The 18,912-nt window shown below is 74.5% G+C and carries 15 protein-coding genes, 1 pseudogene and 1 riboswitch; of the genes and pseudogenes, 9 read left to right on the top strand and 7 right to left on the bottom strand.

Translation table 11 applies throughout. The features are described from left to right. Nucleotides 1-45: 45 nt before the first annotated feature. The gene (locus ACFWZ5_RS00855; protein WP_384785954.1) at nucleotides 46-627 is read right to left on the bottom strand and encodes a TetR/AcrR family transcriptional regulator; all 582 of its coding nucleotides are present in this window, start codon (nucleotides 625-627) and stop codon (nucleotides 46-48) included. A 226-nt stretch (nucleotides 628-853) separates the two neighbouring features. Here ACFWZ5_RS00855 and ACFWZ5_RS00850 point away from each other — a divergent pair, with 226 nt between their 5' ends. From ACFWZ5_RS00850 to ACFWZ5_RS00835, 4 genes are all read left to right on the top strand, one after another. After that, complete coding sequence (locus tag ACFWZ5_RS00850) at nucleotides 854-1,312, top strand: nuclear transport factor 2 family protein (protein ID WP_384786272.1); 459 nt, start codon at nucleotides 854-856, stop codon at nucleotides 1,310-1,312. Between the two features lie 177 nt (nucleotides 1,313-1,489). After that, nucleotides 1,490-2,758 carry a precorrin-6y C5,15-methyltransferase (decarboxylating) subunit CbiE gene (gene cbiE / locus ACFWZ5_RS00845; RefSeq protein WP_384785951.1) on the top strand — a complete coding sequence of 423 codons (1,269 nt, stop codon included), beginning with the start codon at nucleotides 1,490-1,492 and terminating at the stop codon, nucleotides 2,756-2,758. Then, the gene (cobM, locus tag ACFWZ5_RS00840; RefSeq protein ID WP_384785948.1) at nucleotides 2,755-3,504 is read left to right on the top strand and encodes a precorrin-4 C(11)-methyltransferase; all 750 of its coding nucleotides are present in this window, start codon (nucleotides 2,755-2,757) and stop codon (nucleotides 3,502-3,504) included. Before cbiE ends, cobM begins: the two co-directional genes overlap by 4 nt. Further along, nucleotides 3,494-4,039, top strand: a complete 546-nt coding sequence (locus ACFWZ5_RS00835; protein ID WP_384785945.1) for a GNAT family N-acetyltransferase — start codon at nucleotides 3,494-3,496, stop codon at nucleotides 4,037-4,039. Before cobM ends, ACFWZ5_RS00835 begins: the two co-directional genes overlap by 11 nt. 46 nt (nucleotides 4,040-4,085) lie before the next feature. On the opposite strand, the gene ACFWZ5_RS00830 is transcribed toward ACFWZ5_RS00835, so the two are convergent. Further along, nucleotides 4,086-5,276, bottom strand: a complete 1,191-nt coding sequence (locus tag ACFWZ5_RS00830; RefSeq protein ID WP_384785942.1) for a cobalt-precorrin-5B (C(1))-methyltransferase — start codon at nucleotides 5,274-5,276, stop codon at nucleotides 4,086-4,088. Nucleotides 5,277-5,294: 18 nt separating this feature from the next. Between ACFWZ5_RS00830 and ACFWZ5_RS00825 the strand changes: the two genes are divergently transcribed. After that, complete coding sequence (locus ACFWZ5_RS00825) at nucleotides 5,295-6,059, top strand: cobalt-precorrin-6A reductase (RefSeq protein WP_384785939.1); 765 nt, start codon at nucleotides 5,295-5,297, stop codon at nucleotides 6,057-6,059. Between the two features lie 114 nt (nucleotides 6,060-6,173). Here the strand turns inward: ACFWZ5_RS00825 and ACFWZ5_RS00820 are convergent, their stop codons facing one another. The 3 genes from ACFWZ5_RS00820 to cobG are packed head-to-tail and all read right to left on the bottom strand — an operon-like array spanning nucleotide 6,174 to nucleotide 9,651. Then, nucleotides 6,174-7,661 (bottom strand): precorrin-2 C(20)-methyltransferase, encoded by a 1,488-nt coding sequence (locus tag ACFWZ5_RS00820; protein WP_384785936.1) that lies wholly within the window; start codon nucleotides 7,659-7,661, stop codon nucleotides 6,174-6,176. Next, nucleotides 7,658-8,347, bottom strand: coding sequence for a precorrin-8X methylmutase (locus ACFWZ5_RS00815; RefSeq protein ID WP_384890060.1), 690 nt, complete (start codon nucleotides 8,345-8,347; stop codon nucleotides 7,658-7,660). The genes ACFWZ5_RS00820 and ACFWZ5_RS00815 overlap by 4 nt, the downstream gene beginning before the upstream one ends. Then, nucleotides 8,344-9,651 (bottom strand): precorrin-3B synthase, encoded by a 1,308-nt coding sequence (gene cobG, locus ACFWZ5_RS00810; protein WP_384785929.1) that lies wholly within the window; start codon nucleotides 9,649-9,651, stop codon nucleotides 8,344-8,346. The genes ACFWZ5_RS00815 and cobG overlap by 4 nt, the downstream gene beginning before the upstream one ends. 96 nt (nucleotides 9,652-9,747) lie before the next feature. Beyond that, a riboswitch (cobalamin riboswitch) is annotated at nucleotides 9,748-9,860 on the top strand. A gap of 46 nt (nucleotides 9,861-9,906) precedes the next feature. Here cobG and cobN point away from each other — a divergent pair. Beyond that, nucleotides 9,907-13,542: a cobaltochelatase subunit CobN gene (gene cobN, locus ACFWZ5_RS00805; protein WP_384890058.1), complete on the top strand. Its 3,636-nt coding sequence runs from the start codon at nucleotides 9,907-9,909 to the stop codon at nucleotides 13,540-13,542. Between the two features lie 52 nt (nucleotides 13,543-13,594). On the opposite strand, the gene ACFWZ5_RS00800 is transcribed toward cobN, so the two are convergent. Beyond that, on the bottom strand, nucleotides 13,595-13,873 hold the full coding sequence (locus tag ACFWZ5_RS00800; protein WP_384785923.1) for a hypothetical protein: 279 nt from the start codon (nucleotides 13,871-13,873) through the stop codon (nucleotides 13,595-13,597). A 96-nt stretch (nucleotides 13,874-13,969) separates the two neighbouring features. Then, on the bottom strand, nucleotides 13,970-14,563 hold the full coding sequence (locus tag ACFWZ5_RS00795) for a TetR/AcrR family transcriptional regulator (protein ID WP_384785920.1): 594 nt from the start codon (nucleotides 14,561-14,563) through the stop codon (nucleotides 13,970-13,972). Between the two features lie 75 nt (nucleotides 14,564-14,638). Between ACFWZ5_RS00795 and ACFWZ5_RS00790 the strand changes: the two genes are divergently transcribed. The 3 genes and pseudogenes from ACFWZ5_RS00790 to ACFWZ5_RS00780 all read left to right on the top strand — a co-directional run. Beyond that, nucleotides 14,639-15,199 carry a GNAT family N-acetyltransferase gene (locus tag ACFWZ5_RS00790; protein ID WP_384785917.1) on the top strand — a complete coding sequence of 187 codons (561 nt, stop codon included), beginning with the start codon at nucleotides 14,639-14,641 and terminating at the stop codon, nucleotides 15,197-15,199. 197 nt (nucleotides 15,200-15,396) lie between these two features. Next, nucleotides 15,397-16,266, top strand: coding sequence for a universal stress protein (locus ACFWZ5_RS00785; RefSeq protein ID WP_384785914.1), 870 nt, complete (start codon nucleotides 15,397-15,399; stop codon nucleotides 16,264-16,266). A gap of 249 nt (nucleotides 16,267-16,515) precedes the next feature. Next, a pseudogene (locus ACFWZ5_RS00780) lies at nucleotides 16,516-18,903 on the top strand (phosphoketolase); the annotation flags it as partial. Nucleotides 18,904-18,912: the final 9 nt, after the last annotated feature.

The raw sequence follows: 18,912 nt of genomic DNA, 5'->3' as shown, positions 1-18,912 counted from the left end.
TCGGCCTTCGTCACCACCGCGAGGTCGACCGGTGCCGGTGGTCGTTCAGGCGCGCGGAGCGGTCGCCTCGCCCTGGCGGCAGGCCGCGATCAGGAGCTCGACGGCCCGCGCCGCCTGCGCGGCGGGCTCGGCGCTGCGGGTGATCGCGGCGGTCACCATCGCGCCCTCGGCCAGCAGGAAGACCTGTCCGCCCAGGCCCGCGGGCAGCCCCGCCCGCACCACGAGCTCCGTCACCTGGTCCTGGAACGCCGCCTTGTGCAGCCGGACCTGGCGGGCGATCGGCTCCGACGTGGCGCCGAGCTCCCCGTACGAGTTGATCCAGGCGCAGCCGTTGAAGTCGGGTTCCGCGAACCACTCGCCCAGCCAGTCGAAGACCGCGAGGACGCGCCGCTCGGGGTCCTCGTACGCCTCCACGTACGCGGTGAGGCGCTCCCGCCACCGCACGTCGCGTCGCTCCAGATACGCCTCGACGAGCCGCTCCTTGGCGGGGAACAGCTGGTAGAGGCGCTTCAGCGAGACGCCCGATGCCGTGCGGATGTCGTCCATGCCCACGGTCTGGATGCCCCGCTGGTAGAACAGCCCCTCAGCCGCGTCCAACGCCCGCTCCCTGGCGACTGTGCTGTCCATCGGCCGAAGCCCTCCTCACTGATCCGAGGAGCCACCGTACCTCTCCGGTCCCGGGCGGCCGGGGGAGCGCCCCGGCGGTGGGCCGCGCGCCGCAGGGCGCCGGCGCCGTGCCCCGGTGGCAAAAGCACTAGCCAGGAGAACGTGCGTTCTCTAGGGTGGTGAGCACCGGGAGAACGATGGTTCTCCACGGTTCTCCATGGGTGACGACAACGAGAAGGAGCCCGACATGGCGCCACGCCCGCCCTTCCCCCCGTTCGACGAGGAGACGGCCCTGCAGAAGGTGCAGGCCGCCGAGGACGCCTGGAACACCCGCGACCCCGAGCGCGTGGCCCTCGCCTACACCGAGGACTCGGTCTGGCGGAACCGCGACCGGTTCGTCACCGGCCGCGCCGCGATCGTGGACTTCCTGCACGACAAGTGGACCCGCGAGCGCGACTACGCCCTGCGCAAGGAGCTGTGGGACTTCCGCGGCAACCGGATCGCGGTGCGCTTCCAGTACGAGTACCAGGACGCGGACGGCCAGTGGTGGCGCGCGTACGGCAACGAGCTGTGGGAGTTCACCGAGGACGGCCTGATGGCCCGCCGCGAGGCCAGCATCAACGAAGTGCCGATCACGGCCGCGGAGCGACGCATCTTCGGCCCGCGGCCCGAGGCCGAGCGGGGGCAGCGGCTGCCGGTGCAGTAGGTGCCGTACCCGGGTGGGTGCCGTACGCGGGTGGGCGCCGGACGCGGGCGGAGCCCCGGCCGGCAGAGGCACCGGCACCGGCTGCCGGTGCTCCGGCACCCCACCCGACCGAAGGCGCCCTGGTCAGCGCCCAGTAGAGTGCGCTTCCTTCGCCCCCGAACCCCGAGGTACCGAGCAGTGAACACCGCACGACCAGGACCGTCCGCCGTGACCGTCGTCGGCATCGGGGCCGACGGCTGGGAGGGGATACCGGACGCCTCCCGCCGGGCGCTGCGCGACGCGGAGGTGCTGATCGGCGGGCCGCGGCAACTGGACCTGCTGCCCCCGGAGTGCGCCGGGCAGCGCGTCGCCTGGCCCTCGCCGTTGCGCCCCGCCGTGCCCCGGCTGCTCGCCGCCCACGCCGGACGCCGCGTCGCCGTCCTCGCCAGCGGGGACCCGATGTTCTACGGCATCGGGCGGGCGCTCACCGAGGAGCTCGGGGCCGGCGCGCTGCGCGTCCTGCCGCACCCGTCCTCCGTCTCCCACGCCTGCGCTCGCCTCGGCTGGCCGCTGGAGGACGTGGAGGTCGTCACGCTCGTCGGGCGCCCGGCCGCCCGCCTCGCCGCCGCCCTGCACCAGGGCCGCAGGCTGCTCGTGCTCAGCGCGGACGCCGGCACGCCCGCCGCCGTCGCCGCCCTGCTGCGGGACCGGGGCTTCGGGCCCAGCCGGATGCGGGTCCTTGAACAGCTCGGCGGCGCGGCGGAACGCCTCACCGACGAGGCCGCGGCCGACGACTGGTCGCAGGAGCCCGGCGCCGCCCTGAACGTCGTCGCCGTCGAGTGCCGCCGCGCGCCGGACGCCCTGCGGCTCGGCGCCGTGCCGGGGCTCCCCGACGCGGCGTACGAGCACGACGGGCAGCTCACCAAGCGGCACATCCGCGCCGCCACGCTCGGCGCGCTCGCCCCCGCCCCGGGCGAACTGCTGTGGGACGTCGGCGGCGGCTCCGGATCGATCGCCGTCGAGTGGCTGCGCACCCACCCCTCGTGCCGTGCGGTCACCGTCGAGCGCGACCCCGAACGGGCCGCACGCATCACGCGCAACGCCGACCGCCTCGGCGTCCCCGCCCTGCGCGTCGTCACCGGCGCCGCACCCGCGGCCCTCGCCGAACTCCCGCCGCCCGACGCGGTGTTCATCGGCGGCGGGCTCACCGCCCCCGGCCTGCTCGACGCCTGCTGGGAGGCGCTGCCCGTCGGCGGGCGCCTGGTCGCCAACACCGTGACGCTGGAGTCCGAAGCGGTGCTCGCCGCCGCCCACCGTCGCCACGGCGGCGACCTGGTGCGGCTCGCGGTCGCGCACGCGGTGCCGGTGGGCGGCTTCACCGGGTGGCGGCAGGCGATGCCGGTGACCCAATGGGCCGTGCAGAAGACGGCCGAACGACCCGCTGACCCCGTAGGAGCAGACAGATGACCGTGTACTTCATCGGCGCCGGACCCGGCGCCGCCGACCTGATCACGGTGCGCGGCGCCCGGACGCTCGCCGCGTGCCAGGTCTGCCTGTACGCGGGCAGCCTGGTGCCGCGCGAGCTCCTCGCCGAATGCCCGCCGCACGCACGCCTGGTGGACACCGCGCAGCTCACCCTCGACGAGATCACCGCCGAGCTGGTCCGCGCCCACGAGGCCGGGCTCGACGTGGCCCGGCTGCACTCCGGGGACCCGTCCGTGTTCAGCGCGGTCGCCGAGCAGATGCGACGTCTCGACGCGGCGGGCGTGCCCTACGAGGTCGTGCCCGGAGTGCCCGCCTTCGCCGCGGCGGCCGCGGCGCTGAAGCGGGAGCTGACCGTGCCGACCGTCGGCCAGACCGTGATCCTCAGCCGTGTCGCCCACCGCGCCACCGCCATGCCCGAGGGCGAGGACCTGGCCACGCTCGGCCGCAGCGGCGCCCTGATCGTGCTGCACCTGGCGGCCAAGTTCGTGGACCGCGTCGTCGACGAGCTCCGCCCGCACTACGGCGCCGACTGCCCCGCCGCGGTCGTCGCCTACGCCTCACGCCCCGACGAACTGGTCATCCGCGGCACGCTCGACGAGATCGCCGCGAAGGTGAAGGACGCCGGAGTGGTGCGCACCGCCGTGATCATGGTCGGGCGGACCCTGGGCGCGGAGCAGTTCCGCGACAGCCACCTGTACTCGCCGGAGAGGGAGCGCCATGTCTGCTGAGCGGGCATTCATAGGGACCGAGCAGGCATCCGTGGGGACCGAGCAGGCATCCGTGGGAACCGAGCGGGCATCCGTGGGAACCGAGCGGGCATCCGTGGAGATCAGGCGCGCCGCCGCGCCGGACGCGGAGCGGCTCACCGCGCTGATCCACGCCTCCGCCGCCTACCAGGGGGAGTACGCCCGGATCATCGCGGGCTACCGCGTCGAGGCCGACTACATCGCCCGCCACGCGGTCCACCTGGCCGAGGACGCAGCCGGGCGCCTGCTCGGCTTCTACTCGCTGGTCCTCGACCCGCCGGAGCTGGACCTGGCGTTCGTCGCGGACGACCTCCAGGGCCAGGGCATCGGACGGCTCCTGATCGATCACATGCTCGACGGGGCCCGGGAGGCGGGGCTGACCGGTGTGCGCGTGGTGTCCAACCCTCCGGCCGAGGGGTTCTACCGGAGCATGGGCGCCCAGCGAGTGGGCACGGTGGCCCCGGCGCCGCCGAAGATCACCTGGGAACGCCCGGACCTGTGGTTCACCGTCGCCTGACGAACCGGATCCGGCCGCGGGACCCCCGTCGGCCGGGCAGGGGCGCTCAGGCCACCGCGCTGCGCCCCACCACCGTCCCCGCCCGGTCGACGCAGATCACGTCGACGGCGACCGGCGCCCCGCGCAGGACGGCGAGCGCCTCGTCGCGGGCCGCCACCGCGACCAGGTCGCCGAGCGGCACCCCGGCGGCCAGGCACAGCTGGAGCGCCGCGAGCCCGGTGTTGGCGTCGGCCACCTCGGCGGCCAGGGCCTCGTCCGCGCCGCCGCGCCGGGCGAGTTCGGCGAGGAAGCCCTTGTCGACCTGGGAGCGGGCGGAGTGCAGGTCGAGGTGCCCGGCGGCCAGCTTGGAGAGCTTGGCGAAGCCGCCGCAGACGGTCAGGCGGTCCACGGGGTGGCGGCGGATGTACTTCAGGACCGCGCCCGCGAAGTCGCCCATGTCCAACAGGGCGTCCTCGGGCAGGTCGTACTCGGCGACGACCGTCCTCTCCGACGTCGAGCCCGTGCAGCCCGCGACGTGCGTGCGCCCGGCCGCCCGCGCCACGTCCACGCCCCGCCGGATGGAGTCGATCCACGCCGAGCAGGAGTACGGCACCACGATCCCCGTCGTCCCGAGGATGGAGAGGCCGCCGAGGATGCCGAGCCGCGGGTTCCACGTCGAGCGGGCGATCTCCTCGCCGTGGTCGACGGACACGGTGATCTCGACGTCACCGCTGCCGCCGTGCAGCGCGGCGACCCGGGCGACGTGGTCGCGCATCATCTGGCGGGGGACGGGGTTGACCGCCGGTTCGCCGACGGCCAGCGGCAGCCCGGGGCGGGTGACGGTACCGACGCCCGGACCCGCCCTGAAGACCACGCCGGACCCGGCGGGCAGCCGCCGCACCGTGGCCCGCACCAGCGCGCCGTGCGTGACGTCCGGGTCGTCGCCCGCGTCCTTCACGACCCCCGCCGTCGCGGCCGCGCCCGTCAGCTCCTCGGCCGCGAGCGCGAACGACGGCGTCTGCCCCTTGGGCAGCGTGATCGTCACCGGGTCGGGGAAGTCGCCGGTCAGCAGGGCGGTGTACGCGGCCGTCGTGGCCGCGGTCGCGCACGCGCCGGTGGTCCAGCCGGGCCGCAGGCCGGTGTGCTTGAGTTGGGCGCCGCGGCCGCCCTTCGCCTCGCCCACGCCCTGTACGGCACCTGCGCCCCGTACGGCACCTGCGCCCTGTACGTCGCCGACGCCTTGTACTTCGCTGCTCATGAACGGACCTGGACTTCCATGCACGTACTGATACTCGGCGGAACCACGGAAGCCCGCCGCCTTGCCGAACTGCTGCACGCCACGCCGGGCCTGCGCCTGACCAGCTCCCTCGCCGGGCGCGTCGCGAGCCCGCGGCTGCCCCCGGGCGAGGTCCGCGTCGGCGGCTTCGGCGGGACCGAAGGGCTCGCCGCGTGGCTGGGCGAGCACCGGGTGGACGCGCTCATCGACGCCACCCACCCCTTCGCCGGGACGATCAGTTTCCACGCGGCACGGGCCGCCGCCGCGGCCCATGTTCCCCTGCTCGCCCTCCGCCGCCCCGGCTGGGTCCCCGTCGCGGGCGACGACTGGCACGAGGCCGGCTCCCTGGAGGAGGCCGCCGCACTGCTGCCCGCCCTCGGCCGACGGGTGTTCCTCACCACCGGACGCATGGGCCTCGCCGCGTTCGCCGCCCTGGACGACCTGTGGTTCCTCGTGCGGTCGGTCGACGCGCCCGAGGCCCCGCACCCGGCCCGGATGGAAGTGCTGCTCGACCGCGGCCCGTTCACGCTCGACGCGGAACGCGAGCTGATCCGCCGCCATCGCGTCGACGTGGTGGTGACGAAGGACAGCGGTGGCGCCGCCACCGCGCCGAAGCTGACGGCCGCACGCGAGGCCGGACTGCCCGTGGTCGTGGTCCGCAGGCCGCCGATGCCCGAGGGCGTCCCCGTCGTGGCCGATCCGGCGGACGCCGTCCGCTGGGTCACCGGGCGCATCGACTGGGGCGGCATGACCTCCACGGGCTGACCGCGGCTTCCGGGGCGGCCGGGCCGCGCCTTCGCGACGCGGAGTTGCGCCGCCCCGGGAGGGGGACACGTCCTTCCGTGACAGCGAGGCGCGGCCCCCCGACGCACGGCCCCCTCACGCCTCGGGATACCGCCGCGGCGTCCAGACGATCTCCTGGCCGTCCCCGCGCCGCACCACCTGCGTCTGCGAGGACCCGACGAGCAGGACGGTGCGCATGTCGACCTCGTCCGGCTCCAGGTCCACGAGCCGGACGATCCGCACGCGCTCACCCGGGCCGCCCACGTCCCGCGCGACCACGACCGGGGTGTCCGGCGCCCGGTGCTCAAGGAGCAGTTCGCGCGCCTTGCCCACCTGCCAGGTGCGGCTGCGCGATCCCGGGTTGTACAGGGCGAGCACCAGGTCCGCCGCGGCGGCCGCGCGCAGCCGCCCGGCGATGACCTCCCACGGCTTGAGCCGGTCGGACAGGGAGATCGTGGCGTAGTCGTGGCCGAGCGGGGCGCCCGCGCGGGCGGCGGCCGCGTTGGCCGCGGTCACGCCCGGAAGGACCCGCACCGGCACGTCCTGGTACTGCGGCTGCGCGGCGACTTCGAGGACGGCCGTCGCCATGGCGAAGACGCCGGGGTCGCCACCGGAGACCACCGCGACCCGCCGCCCGCGCCGGGCCAGGTCGAGGGCGAACTCGGCGCGCTCCGACTCCACCCGGTTGTCCGAGCCGTGCCGTTCCTGACCCGGGCGCCGGGGCACCCGCTCCAAGTAGGTGGTGTAGCCGACCAGGTCGTCGGCGGCGGCCAGGGCGCCGCGCGACTCGGGCGTCAGCCACAGCGGACCGGCCGGACCGGTCCCGACCACGACGACCTCGCCGCGCTCCCGCTCCGGCGGCGCGGCGTCGACCTGGCTCGGCAGCACCGCCACCGCGAAGTACGGCACCGACTCCGCGTCCACGTCCGCCAGTTCGGCGGTGCGCTCCCCGGCCATCGTGGCCCGCTCCACGTACCGGGCCTCGCCCAGGCGCCCCGAATCCGCAAGGGCCCGGCGCACCTTGGGGAAGGTGCGCCCCAGCTTCATGACCACCGCCGAGTCCGTCGCGGCGAGCCGCGCGGTCAGCTCCTCCTCGGGCAGGGTGCCCGGCAGGATGGTGAGGACCTCCTCGCCCTCGGCGAGCGGGGCGCCCAGGCGGGCCGCGGCGGCGGACACGGACGTGACCCCGGGGATGACCTCGGTCTCGTAGCGGTCGGCGAGCCGCTTGTGCATGTGCATGTACGAGCCGTAGAAGAGCGGATCGCCCTCCGCGAGGACCGCCACGGTGCGGCCCGCGTCGAGGTGCACGGCGAGCCGGGCCGCCGCCTCGGCGTAGAACTCCTCCATGGCGCCCCGGTATCCGCCGGGGTGGTCGGTGGTCTCCGTCGTGACGGGGTAGACCAGCGGCTCCTCGATGTGGTCGGCGCGCAGGTGCCGCTCGGCGATCGAGCGCGCTATGGACCGGCCGTGCCGGGCGCTGTGGTAGGCGATCACGTCCGCTTCGGCGATGACCTCGACGGCCCGCACGGTCATCAGTGACGGGTCGCCGGGGCCGAGCCCCACTCCGTACAGCTTGGCGCTCATTCTTCCTCGCTCGCGATCGCGTTGAGGGCGGCGGCGGCGATGGCGCTGCCGCCTCGGCGGCCCCGTACGACCAGGTGCTCGAGGCCCGAGGGGTGCGCGGCCAGGGCGTCCTTGGACTCGGCGGCGCCGACGAAGCCGACGGGCACGCCGATGACGGCGGCGGGCCGGGGCGCGCCGTCCTCGATCATCTCCAGGAGGCGGAACAGGGCCGTGGGCGCGTTGCCGACGGCGACCACGGAGCCTTCGAGGCGGTCGCGCCACAGTTCGAGGGCGGCGGCGCTGCGCGTGGTGCCGAGCTTCGCCGCGAGGTCCGGCACGGCCGGGTCGGAGAGCGTGCACAGCACGTCGTTGTCCGCGGGCAGCCGCTTGCGGGTCACGCCGCTCGCCACCATCTGGACGTCGCAGAAGATGGGCGCGCCCGCCCGCAGGGCCTCGCGGGCCCGGGCCACCACGTCCGGGGTGTGGGCGAGGTCGCGGACCAGGTCGACCATCCCGCAGGCATGGATCATGCGGACCGCGACCTGGCTGACGTCGGCGGGCAGGGCCGCGAGGTCCGCCTCCGCCCGGATGGTGGCGAAGGACTGGCGGTAGATGGCCGCGCCGTCCTTCTCGTAGTCGTACGTGGTCACGGTGCTGTTCTCGCTGCTCTCGGTCGTCGTAGTCGGCGTAGTCGTTGGAGGGGTCATGAAGTGATCGCCGCCAGGGCGGTGGCGAGTTGAGTGGGGGCGTCGAGGGAAAGGGTGCGCGGGTCGCGCCCCCGCGCGGTGACCGAAAGCCGGTAGCCCTCGGCGGCGGCCACGACGTCGATCCGATCACCCGTGGGGTGCCCGCAGCGGCGTTCGCAGCCGGACCAGTACAGGGGCAGCCCGGCCGAGGGGACCGCGGCGAGGGTCCGGGCCGCGTCCGCCCGCACGTCCGCAAGGGACTTGGCGCATCCGGGCCGGCCGATGCAGGCGCCGACCCGCAGCCACGGCGATGCCGGGTCCGTGACGAGGCCGGTGGCGGCGAGGCGGTCGAGTGCCTCGCGCGCCCGGACGGAACTCAGGCCCGGCGCGGGGACGATGACGCCGCGCCAGGGAGTCAGGCGCACCTCGCCGGTGGCGGTCCGAGCGGCGAGGTACGTCAACTCGCGCCACTGGAGCGGCGAGAGGCGGCCGAGGGGGGCGTGCACGGAGAGGGCGTCGCCGACGACGCCGGGAGCCGGTCCGCCGTCGGCGCCGGGCAAAGTGGTGTCCCCGCGGGCGCAGTTGATGCCCTCCGCCGTCAGGCGACGGTGGACCAGACGCGTCAACGCGCCGTCCGCGAGCGGAAGGTCCGCCACGCGCCAGGCCTGCGCGCCGCTCTCGCGCGCCGCGTGCAGGAACGTCTCGGCGGCCACGAGCGCGGCGCGGGGCGCGTCCTCACCGGCAAGGCGCAGCGCCTCGTCGGCCGCCCCGAGGCTCAGCAGCGCGGCACCGTCCGCGACGGCCCGCAGGGTCACGTCGGCACCGAGCCCGGCCACGTCCCCCCGCCCGTCGTCCAGGGCGAACAGGAACCGCCCCGACAGCGCTTGCGCGGCCGCGCTGGCGCACAGCGACGCGTCGAGGGCCGCGAGCCACGGCCGTACGTCCCGCAGGCCGCGCCCGTCGAGACCGGACAGGGGCGAGGCGACGACGTTGCGCACCCGTTCGTGCGCGGGCGAGGGCAGCAGCCCGGCCGCGTCCAGGAGCGCGGCAAGGTCCGTGCCGCAGGCGTCGCCCAGACCGCGCAGCTGTACGTTGCCGCGCGAGGTGAGATGCAGTTCACCGTCGCCCAGGCGCCGTGCCGCGTCGCCGAGCGCCTCCGCCTGCCGGACGGTCAGCACGCCGCCGGGGAGGCGGACGCGGGCGAGCGCGCCGTCGTGCGCGGAGTGCAGCCGCAGGGCCCCCGGGCAGGCGTCACCGCGGTCCCGTGCGGCCACCGTGGCCTGGGGCGATGAGGGGAGGGGAGGCGTGGTCACGGCGGCGAGCATACCTACCATCACACCGGCCCCACGTCCCGTGGATCACACGGGCCAGCCGCCCCGCGCCGTCGCGGTGCCCCTTACTATGCTGCTCGGTGGACCATCCGGTCCGCCATCGCTATGACGGCGACAGGGGAGGAAGCCCGGTGTGAATCCGGCGCGGTCCCGCCACTGTGAGTCCGGCCCCCAGGGGCCGGACGAGCCAGGAACTCCCGCCGTCACACACCGCCCGGGGCGCGGACCCCGAGGAAGGCCAGACGCCGCATGCTGCCTGCATCCGGGGACCGCACCCCCGACGCTTCGTCTCCCCGCATCCTGCTCCTGTCGACGTCCGACACCGACCTGCTCAGCGCCCGGGCGGCCACCGGTCCCGTGACCTACCGCTTCGCCAACCCGGCCCGCGTCGCCCTCGACGACCTCACCGCGCTGCTCGACGGCGTGGACCTCGTCGTCGTCCGCCTCCTCGGCGGCATCCGCGCCTGGCAGGAGGGCCTCGACCTGCTCCTCGCCGACGGCCGCCCCGTCGTCGTCCTCACCGGTGAACAGGCCCCCGACGCCCAGCTCATGGCCGCCTCCACCGTCCCCGTCGGCATCGCCGCCGAGGCCCACGCCTACCTCGCGCACGGCGGCCCGGCCAACCTGGAGCAGCTCGCGCGCTTCCTCTCCGACACGGTCCTGCTCACCGGCCACGGCTTCGAGCCGCCCGCGCCCGCCCCCACCTGGGGACCGCTGGAGCGCACGCCCCGCGAGGGCGTCGAAGGACCGACCGTCGCCGTGCTCTACTACCGCGCCCACCACATGAGCGGCAACACCGGCTTCGTCGCCGCCCTGTGCGACGCCGTCGAGGACGCGGGCGCCCGCCCGCTGCCGCTGTACGTCGCGTCCCTGCGCGCCCCCGAGCCCGAGCTGATCGACGCGCTCCGCACCGCCGACGCCATCGTCACCACCGTCCTCGCCGCGGGCGGCACCAAGCCCGCCGAGGCCTCGGCGGGCGGCGACGACGAGTCCTGGGACGCGGGCGCGCTGACCACCCTGGACGTGCCGATCCTCCAGGCCCTGTGCCTGACCGGATCGCGCGCCGCGTGGGAGGAGAACGACGAGGGCGTGTCGCCGCTCGACGCCGCGAGCCAGATCGCCGTGCCCGAGTTCGACGGCCGCCTCATCACCGTGCCGTTCTCCTTCAAGGAGATCGACGCCGACGGCCTCCCGGCCTACGTCGCCGACCCCGAGCGCGCGGCCCGCGTCGCAGGCATCGCCGTGCGCCACGCCCGCCTCAAGCACATCCCGGCCGCCGAGAAGCGCCTCGCCCTCGTGCTCTCCGCGTACCCGACCAAGCACTCCCGCATCGGCAACGCGGTCGGCCTCGACACGCCCGCGAGCGCGGTGGCCCTGCTGCGCCGCCTGCGGGACGAGGGCTACGACTTCGGCACCGACGCCGAGGTGCCGGGGCTCGCGTCCGGTGACGGCGACGAGCTGATCCGCGCGCTGATCGAGGCGGGCGGCCACGACCAGGACTGGCTCACCGAGGAGCAGCTGGCCCGCAATCCGGTGCGGATCCCGGCGGCGGACTACCGGCGCTGGTACGCCACGCTGCCCAAGGAGCTGCGCGTGGCCGTCGAGGAGCAGTGGGGCCCGGCGCCCGGCGAGATGTTCGTCGACCGCAGCCGCAACCCGGAGGGCGACATCGTCCTCGCCGCCCTGCGCTTCGGCAACCTGCTGATCCTCATCCAGCCGCCGCGCGGCTTCGGCGAGAACCCGATCGCCATCTACCACGATCCGGACCTGCCGCCCTCCCACCACTACCTGGCGGCCTACCGCTGGATCGCCGCTACGGCCGAGGACGGCGGCTTCGGCGCGGACGCGATGGTCCACCTCGGCAAGCACGGCAACCTGGAGTGGCTGCCCGGCAAGAACGCGGGCCTCTCGGCGGCCTGCGGCCCGGACGCGGCCCTGGGCGACCTGCCGCTCGTCTACCCGTTCCTGGTCAACGACCCGGGCGAGGGCACCCAGGCCAAGCGCCGCGTCCACGCCACCCTCGTCGACCACCTGGTCCCGCCGATGGCCCGCGCCGACTCCTACGGCGACATCGCGCGCCTGGAGCAACTCCTGGACGAGTACGCCCAGATCTCCTCCATGGACCCCGCCAAGCTCCCGGCGATCCGCGCCCAGATCTGGACCCTCATCCAGGCCGCGAAGCTGGACCACGACCTCGGCATGGACGACCGTCCCGACGACGACGGCTTCGACGACTTCCTGCTGCACGTCGACGGCTGGCTGTGCGAGGTCAAGGACGCGCAGATCCGCGACGGCCTGCACGTCCTCGGCGCCCCGCCCGCCGGCGCCGACCGCGTCAACCTCGTCCTCGCCATCCTGCGCGCCCGCCAGATCTGGGGCGGCACCACGGCCCTGCCCGGCCTGCGCGAGGCCCTCGGACTGGACGAGTCGGCGGCCACCCGCACGACGGCCGACGCGGCGGAGGAGCAGGCCCGCGCCCTGGTCGAGGCGATGGAGGCCGCCGACTGGGACCCGGCTGCCGTACCGGCTGACCAGGGCGAACAGGTGGCGCGCATCCTGGACTTCGCGGCCCGCGAGGTCGTCCCGCGCCTGGCCGCGACCACCGCGGAGCTCGACCACGCCGTCCACGCCCTGAACGGCGGCTTCGTCCCCGCGGGCCCCTCGGGCTCGCCGCTGCGCGGCCTGGTCAACGTGCTCCCGACCGGCCGCAACTTCTACTCCGTCGACCCCAAGGCCGTGCCGTCGCGCCTCGCCTGGGAGACCGGCCAGGCCCTCGCGGACTCCCTCCTGGAGCGCTATCGCACCGACCACGGCGACTGGCCGACGTCCGTCGGGCTCTCCCTGTGGGGCACCAGCGCCATGCGCACGGCGGGCGACGACGTGGCCGAGGCCCTCGCGCTGCTCGGCATCCGCCCGGTCTGGGACGACGCGTCGCGCCGGGTGACCGGCCTCGAACCCATTCCGTACGAGGAGCTCGGCCGCCCCCGCATCGATGTCACCCTGCGCATCTCGGGCTTCTTCCGCGACGCCTTCCCGCACACGATCGGGCTGCTCGACGACGCCGTGCGCATGGCGGCGGGGCTCGACGAACCGGCGGAGGCCAACCGCGTGCGGGCCCACGTCCAGGCCGACCTGGCCGCTCACGGTGACGAACGCCGCGCCACCACCCGCATCTTCGGCTCCCGGCCCGGCACCTACGGCGCCGGACTGCTCCAGCTCATCGACTCCCGCGACTGGCGCACCGACGCCGACCTCGCCGAGGTCTACACGGTGTGGGGCGGCTACGCCTACGGCCGTGAGCTCGACGGCCGCCCCGCGCGCGACGAGATGGAGACGGCGTACAAGCGCATCGCGGTCGCGGCGAAGAACACGGACACCCGCGAGCACGACATCGCCGACTCCGACGACTACTTCCAGTACCACGGCGGCATGGTCGCGACGGTCCGCGCGCTGCGCGGCTCGGCCCCCGAGGCGTACATCGGCGACTCCACGCGGCCCGAGACGGTCCGCACCCGCACGCTGGTCGAGGAGACCTCCCGCGTCTTCCGCGCCCGGGTCGTCAACCCGAAGTGGATCGAGGCGATGCGCCGGCACGGCTACAAGGGCGCCTTCGAGCTGGCCGCCACCGTGGACTACCTCTTCGGTTACGACGCGACGACGGGCGTGGTCGCCGACTGGATGTACGACAAGCTCACCGAGACCTACGTACTCGACCCCGAGAACCGGGAGTTCCTGCAGCAGGCCAACCCCTGGGCCCTGCACGGCATCGCCGAACGCCTCCTGGAGGCCGAGTCGCGGGGCATGTGGGCCAAGCCCGACCCGGCGGTGCTCGACGCCCTGCGGCAGGCGTACCTGGAGACGGAGGGGAACCTCGAAGGGGAGTGACGCGCGGCCCTCTCAGGTCCAGGGGCGGCCCGCGCCCCTGGAGCCCCGCCTCCTAGTCTCCGCACCGCTCCCAAGGATCCGGCGTGCCGTGGGAGAGGACCAGGCCGAACGACTCCGCCAGCTCGCAGTCGTTCTGCTCGGTCCACTGGTAGGCCAGGAGGGACCAGATCGCGACCGCGATCACCGCTATCACGCCCGGCACGCTCCAGCGGGAGCGCCCTCCGGGGCCGCCGCCGTCGTTCCGGGGCGGGCCCGGAGGCGGGTTCTTCGGTGGCTCCCACCCCGGCCCGTCGTATCCCCGGGGCCGCCATCCACCCTCGTTGTTTGGCATGTTCACCATTATCCGGCGCACACGCCGCCCCGTCCGGCGTTCGGCGGGACCTCACACACCGTCACCTCGTCACGGTGCGGGCTTTTCCCGGGGCGCTCACCCCTTGCGGAGCGTGGCCAGGAAGGCGTCGACCATCTCGGTCTGCGTGTCCGCGGGGAAGCGCCGCGGGTCGAAAAGCGCCTGGACCACCAGGCCGTGGATGAAGGCGACGGCAGCCGTGGCGAGCCGGTCGACATCCGGTGCGTCGGGGATCTCGCCGAGGGCGCGGGCCGCTACCAGGTGGGGGCGGAGCGCGGCCCGCATGCGGACGTAGCGCTCCGCCTGGTCCGCGCGGAGGCCGTCGTCGGCGAGGGCCTGGTCCCATGAGCTGACCCAGATCCGGTTGCGGGCCGCGTTCTCCTTGCCGAGCGGCAGGGTGTCGAGGAGGACCGCGCGGAGTGCGGCAAGGCCCTCCTGGGGGCGGTCGCGCCGGGGGCGCTCCGCGCTGCTCTTCTCCAGGAGCTCCAAGGCGTGGGCGACCAGGGCGCGTTTGGTCGGGAAGTAGTGCATCAGGAGCCCCGTGGAGACGCCCATCTCGGCCGCCACGGCGCGCAGCGTCAGGCCGCCGAACCCCTTGGCGGCCAGGATGCGCCACACCGCCTGGGAGACGTCCTCGCGGCGGGATTCATGATCGACAGGAGCGGGAGGCATGGGGCTACGATACGTACCGAACGCTCGTTATGCACATCGCGCCCCCGGGCGCGGCACACCCCGACGGAGGATCCCGTGTTCGCCCTGCCCCTCGACGACAGCGCCCAGCTGCGCCCCCTGGAACCCTGGCAGGCACAGGAGTTCCTCGACCACATCGACCGCGCCCGGCCCACGGTGGACCCGTGGATCCCGTGGGCGACGCGCAGCACCGACCTGGAGTCCGCGACCAAGGTCCTGCAGGGCTTCGCCGACGGCCAGGCCGAGGACGGCGCCCGCATCTACGGCATCTGGCGCGACGGCGTCCTCGTGGGCGGGGTCATGTTCACGCGCTTCGACGCAGCCCAGGGCGTCTGCGAGGTCGGCTGCTGGCTGGAGGCGGCGGGGGAGGGGCACGGCCTGGTGCACCGCGCGAGCCGGATCCTGATCGACTGGGCCTTCCGGGAGCGCGGGATGAGCCGCGTGGAGTGGCGGACCACCCCGGCGAACAAGCGCAGCGGCGAGGCGGCCCGCCGGCTCGGGATGACGTGCGACGGCGTCCTGCGGCAGCAGTACGCGTACCGGGGCGTCCGGCACGACAGCGAGGTGTGGTCCGTCCTCGCCGAGGAGTGGACCGGGGGCGTGCACGCCCGGAAGTAGGGGCGCACGGCGTTCCATGTCGGGCACGGGGGCGTGCGGGCGTGCGCACAGGGGCCGGGTGGCCCTCGCACACCGGCCTGTTCGCCCCTCCCGTCGTCGTCGGCTCGGTGCCACCGTCGTGGCCACAGGTGCCGCGGGTTCCCGGCTGTGCGGGAGCACCGGGGCGGCCAGGTGGACGACGAAAGGGGAGATGACCCGTGGAGCAACCGTTGATCGTGGGCGTCGACGGCTCCGAGCCGAGCCTGCGGGCCCTGGACTGGGCGGTCGACGAGGCCGTGCGCCGGGCGGTGCCGCTGCGGATCGTGCACGCGTCGAGCTGGGAGTGGTACGAGGGGCGCGAACCGTCCTTCGGCATCAACCGCGCCTCCGTGCGCGCCCAGGCGGACCGCGTGCTCGCCGACGCGGCCGAGCGCGTCTACAGCCGCTCGACCTCCGCCAAGGTCACGAGCCAGGTGCTCGACGAGGACCCGGCCGCCGCTCTGATCCGCGAGAGCGGCACGGCGAGCGGCGTGGTCGTGGGCAGCCGGGGCCGCGGCACACTCGCCGGGCTGCTGCTCGGCTCGGTCAGCCTGTCGGTCGCCGGCCACGCCCACTGCCCGGTGCACGTGGTGCGCGGCGACGAGCGCAACGTCAGCGGGGGCTTCGGACGTGTCGTCGTCGGCGTCGACGAGGCGGGGGACGCGGGTGCGGCCCTGGCCTTCGCCGTGCGCGCGGCGCGGCAGCGCGGCGCCGACCTCGAAGCCGTGCACTCCTGGCGCTGCCCCGCGCACGAGGTGCCGGACCGGCCGCGTGCCGCCGACGAACAGGACCCGCATCAGCTGCGCGCGGAACGGGAGTTGGAGCGGGCGCTCAGCGGCGCCATACGTCCCCCCAGCGGCGTCGCCGTCCACCGCAGGGCCGTCGAGGGCAGCCCCCGCACGGCCCTGCTCGACGCGGCCGCCACCGCCGACCTGCTCGTCGTCGGCGCCCGCCGCCGCACCGGCACCGTCGGCATGCAGCTCGGCTCGGTGAACCACACGGTCCTGCACCACGCGCGGTGCCCGGTGGCCGTGGTGCCCCACAGCTGACGCGGCCCGGCTGCCCCGGCCGGGCCCCGCGCCCTCCGAGGCGCCCTGCCGTCTGTGGCGCCCTCTCCGGAGAGGCCGGTCTGATCCGGCCTCTCCGGGGAACCCGCCCACACTCCGGGAATCCCCTATTCCGTTACTCCGTGAAGCCCGCACCCCTCATTCCGTGAAGCCCGCACCCCGAGAAGCCGACTCTCCCGGAGCCGGACCACGTCGTCGCAGAATCCCGCCGTACCCCGTCAGAAAAGAACCCCATCCCACCCCCGTCAGAAAAGAGGTACTCCCATGGCCAAGGACCACCTCTCCGCCCTCGACGCCCACTGGCGTGCCGCCAACTACCTCGCGGCGGGCCAGATCTATCTGCTCGCCAACCCGCTCCTGACCGAGCCGCTGAAGCCCGAGCACATCAAGCCGCGGCTCCTCGGCCACTGGGGCACGTCGCCCGGCCTGAACCTCGTGCACACGCACCTCAACCGGATCGTCAAGGAGCGCGATCTGGCCGCCCTGTGCGTGTGGGGGCCGGGGCACGGCGGGCCCGCGGTGCTCGCCAACTCCTGGCTGGAGGGCAGCTACACGGACACGTACCCGGACATCACGCGGGACGCGGCGGGCATGGCGCGGCTGTTCCGGCAGTTCTCGTTCCCCGGCGGCGTGCCCAGCCACGTGGCGCCCGAGACGCCCGGGTCCGTCCACGAGGGCGGTGAGCTCGGCTACTCGCTCGCGCACGCCTACGGCGCCGCGTTCGACAATCCGCACCTGCTGGTCGCCTGCGTCATCGGGGACGGCGAGGCGGAGACCGGACCGCTGGCCGCGTCCTGGCACTCGGCGAGGTTCCTCGACCCCGTGCACGACGGCGCGGTCCTGCCGATCCTGCACCTGAACGGCTACAAGATCGCCAACCCGACGGTCCTGTCCCGCATCCCCCAAGCCGAACTCGACTCCCTGCTGCGCGGCTACGGCCACGAGCCCCTGCACGTCGGCGGCGACGACCCCCGCACCGTCCACCGCGACCTCGCCAAGGCGCTCGACCAGGCCGTGGACCGCATCACCCGCGTGCAACGGGAGGCCCGCTCCGCCAAGTCCCGCGGACGGCACGCGCCCTGGCCGATGATCGTGCTGCGCACGCCCAAGGGCTGGACCGGGCCCGCGAGCGTCGACGGCGCTCCGGTCGAGGGGACCTGGCGCGCCCATCAGGTGCCGCTCCCCGGCGTGCGCGAGAACCCCGACCACCTGCGGCAGCTGGAGGCCTGGCTGCGCTCCTACCGGCCCGAGGAGCTGTTCGACGCCGACGGCCGCCCCACCCCGCAGGTCCTGGAGTGCGTCCCCGAAGGCGACCGCCGCCTGGGCGCGACGCCGCACGCCAACGGCGGCCTGCTCACCCGCAGCCTGCCGCTGCGCCCCCTGGAGGACTTCGCGGTCCCCGTCGACAAGCCCGGCACCGCGCTGCACGAGCCGACCCGGGTGCTCGGCGGTCTGCTCGCCAAGGTCATGGCGGACACGGCCGACCGCCGCGACTTCCGCGTCGTGGGCCCGGACGAGACCGAGTCCAACCGCCTCGCCGCGCTCTTCACCGTCACCGGCAAGGCCTGGCAGGCGCAGGAGCTGCCCACCGACGAACACCTCGCCGCCGACGGCCGCGTCATGGAAGTGCTCTCCGAACACCTCTGCCAGGGTTGGCTGGAGGGCTATCTGCTCACCGGCCGCCACGGCCTGTTCTCCTCGTACGAGGCGTTCGTGCACATCGTCGACTCCATGGTCAACCAGCACATCAAGTGGCTGAAGACCGCCCGCGCGCTGCCGTGGCGGGCCCCGATCCCGTCCCTGAACTACCTGCTCACCTCGCACGTCTGGCGCCAGGACCACAACGGCTTCTCGCACCAGGACCCCGGCTTCGTCGACCACGTCCTGAACAAGAGCCCCGAGGTCGTCCGCGTCTATCTGCCGCCGGACGCCAACACGCTCCTGTCCGTCGCCGAACACGTCCTGCTCAGCCGGGACTACGTGAACGTCGTCGTCGCGGGCAAGCAGCCCTGCTTCGACTGGCTGTCCCTGGACGCGGCCCGCGCCCACTGCGCGCGCGGCGCCGGCGTGTGGGAGTGGGCCGGTACCGACGACGGCCTGCGCGACCCGGACGTGGTCCTCGCCTGCGCGGGCGACGTGCCGACGCAGGAAGTGCTCGCCGCCACGGCCCTGCTGCGCGAGCACCTGCCCGAGCTCGCGGTGCGGGTCGTCAACGTCGTCGACATCGCCCGTCTGATGCCGCGCGAGGAACACCCGCACGGCATGGCCGACTTCGAGTACGACGCGCTGTTCACCCGCGACAAGCCGGTGATCTTCGCGTACCACGGCTACCCGTGGCTGATCCACCGCCTCGCCTACCGCCGCGCGGGCCACGCCCAGCTGCATGTGCGCGGCTACAAGGAGACGGGCTCGACCACCACGCCCTTCGACATGGTCGTACGCAACGACCTCGACCGGTACCGCCTGGTCATGGACGTCATCGACCGCGTACCTGACCTGTCCGTGCGCGCCACCGGCCTGCGCCAGCAGATGGCCGACACGCGCACGCGTCACCACGCCTGGATCCGCGAGCACGGCACGGACCTGCCGGAGGTCGCGGACTGGTCGTGGCCCTACTGACCGCTCACC

Source organism: Streptomyces sp. NPDC059003, assembly GCF_042740445.1.
Taxonomy (GTDB): Bacteria; Actinomycetota; Actinomycetes; order Streptomycetales; family Streptomycetaceae; genus Streptomyces.
This window is presented reverse-complemented; position numbering and strand designations above follow the sequence as displayed.

Excerpts from the sequence above, each read along its gene's own strand:
- ACFWZ5_RS00800 (WP_384785923.1), bottom strand. The coding sequence starts at position 13,873 with ATGCCAAACAACGAGGGTGGATGGCGGCCCCGGGGATACGACGGGCCG.
- ACFWZ5_RS00825 (WP_384785939.1), top strand. The coding sequence starts at position 5,295 with ATGCACGTACTGATACTCGGCGGAACCACGGAAGCCCGCCGCCTTGCC.
- ACFWZ5_RS00830 (WP_384785942.1), bottom strand. The coding sequence starts at position 5,276 with ATGAGCAGCGAAGTACAAGGCGTCGGCGACGTACAGGGCGCAGGTGCC.
- ACFWZ5_RS00815 (WP_384890060.1), bottom strand. The coding sequence starts at position 8,347 with ATGACCCCTCCAACGACTACGCCGACTACGACGACCGAGAGCAGCGAG.
- cobM (WP_384785948.1), top strand. The coding sequence starts at position 2,755 with ATGACCGTGTACTTCATCGGCGCCGGACCCGGCGCCGCCGACCTGATC.
- cobG (WP_384785929.1), bottom strand. The coding sequence starts at position 9,651 with ATGCTCGCCGCCGTGACCACGCCTCCCCTCCCCTCATCGCCCCAGGCC.
- ACFWZ5_RS00850 (WP_384786272.1), top strand. The coding sequence starts at position 854 with ATGGCGCCACGCCCGCCCTTCCCCCCGTTCGACGAGGAGACGGCCCTG.
- ACFWZ5_RS00820 (WP_384785936.1), bottom strand. The coding sequence starts at position 7,661 with ATGAGCGCCAAGCTGTACGGAGTGGGGCTCGGCCCCGGCGACCCGTCA.
- cobN (WP_384890058.1), top strand. The coding sequence starts at position 9,907 with ATGCTGCCTGCATCCGGGGACCGCACCCCCGACGCTTCGTCTCCCCGC.
- ACFWZ5_RS00835 (WP_384785945.1), top strand. The coding sequence starts at position 3,494 with ATGTCTGCTGAGCGGGCATTCATAGGGACCGAGCAGGCATCCGTGGGG.
- ACFWZ5_RS00855 (WP_384785954.1), bottom strand. The coding sequence starts at position 627 with ATGGACAGCACAGTCGCCAGGGAGCGGGCGTTGGACGCGGCTGAGGGG.
- ACFWZ5_RS00795 (WP_384785920.1), bottom strand. The coding sequence starts at position 14,563 with ATGCCTCCCGCTCCTGTCGATCATGAATCCCGCCGCGAGGACGTCTCC.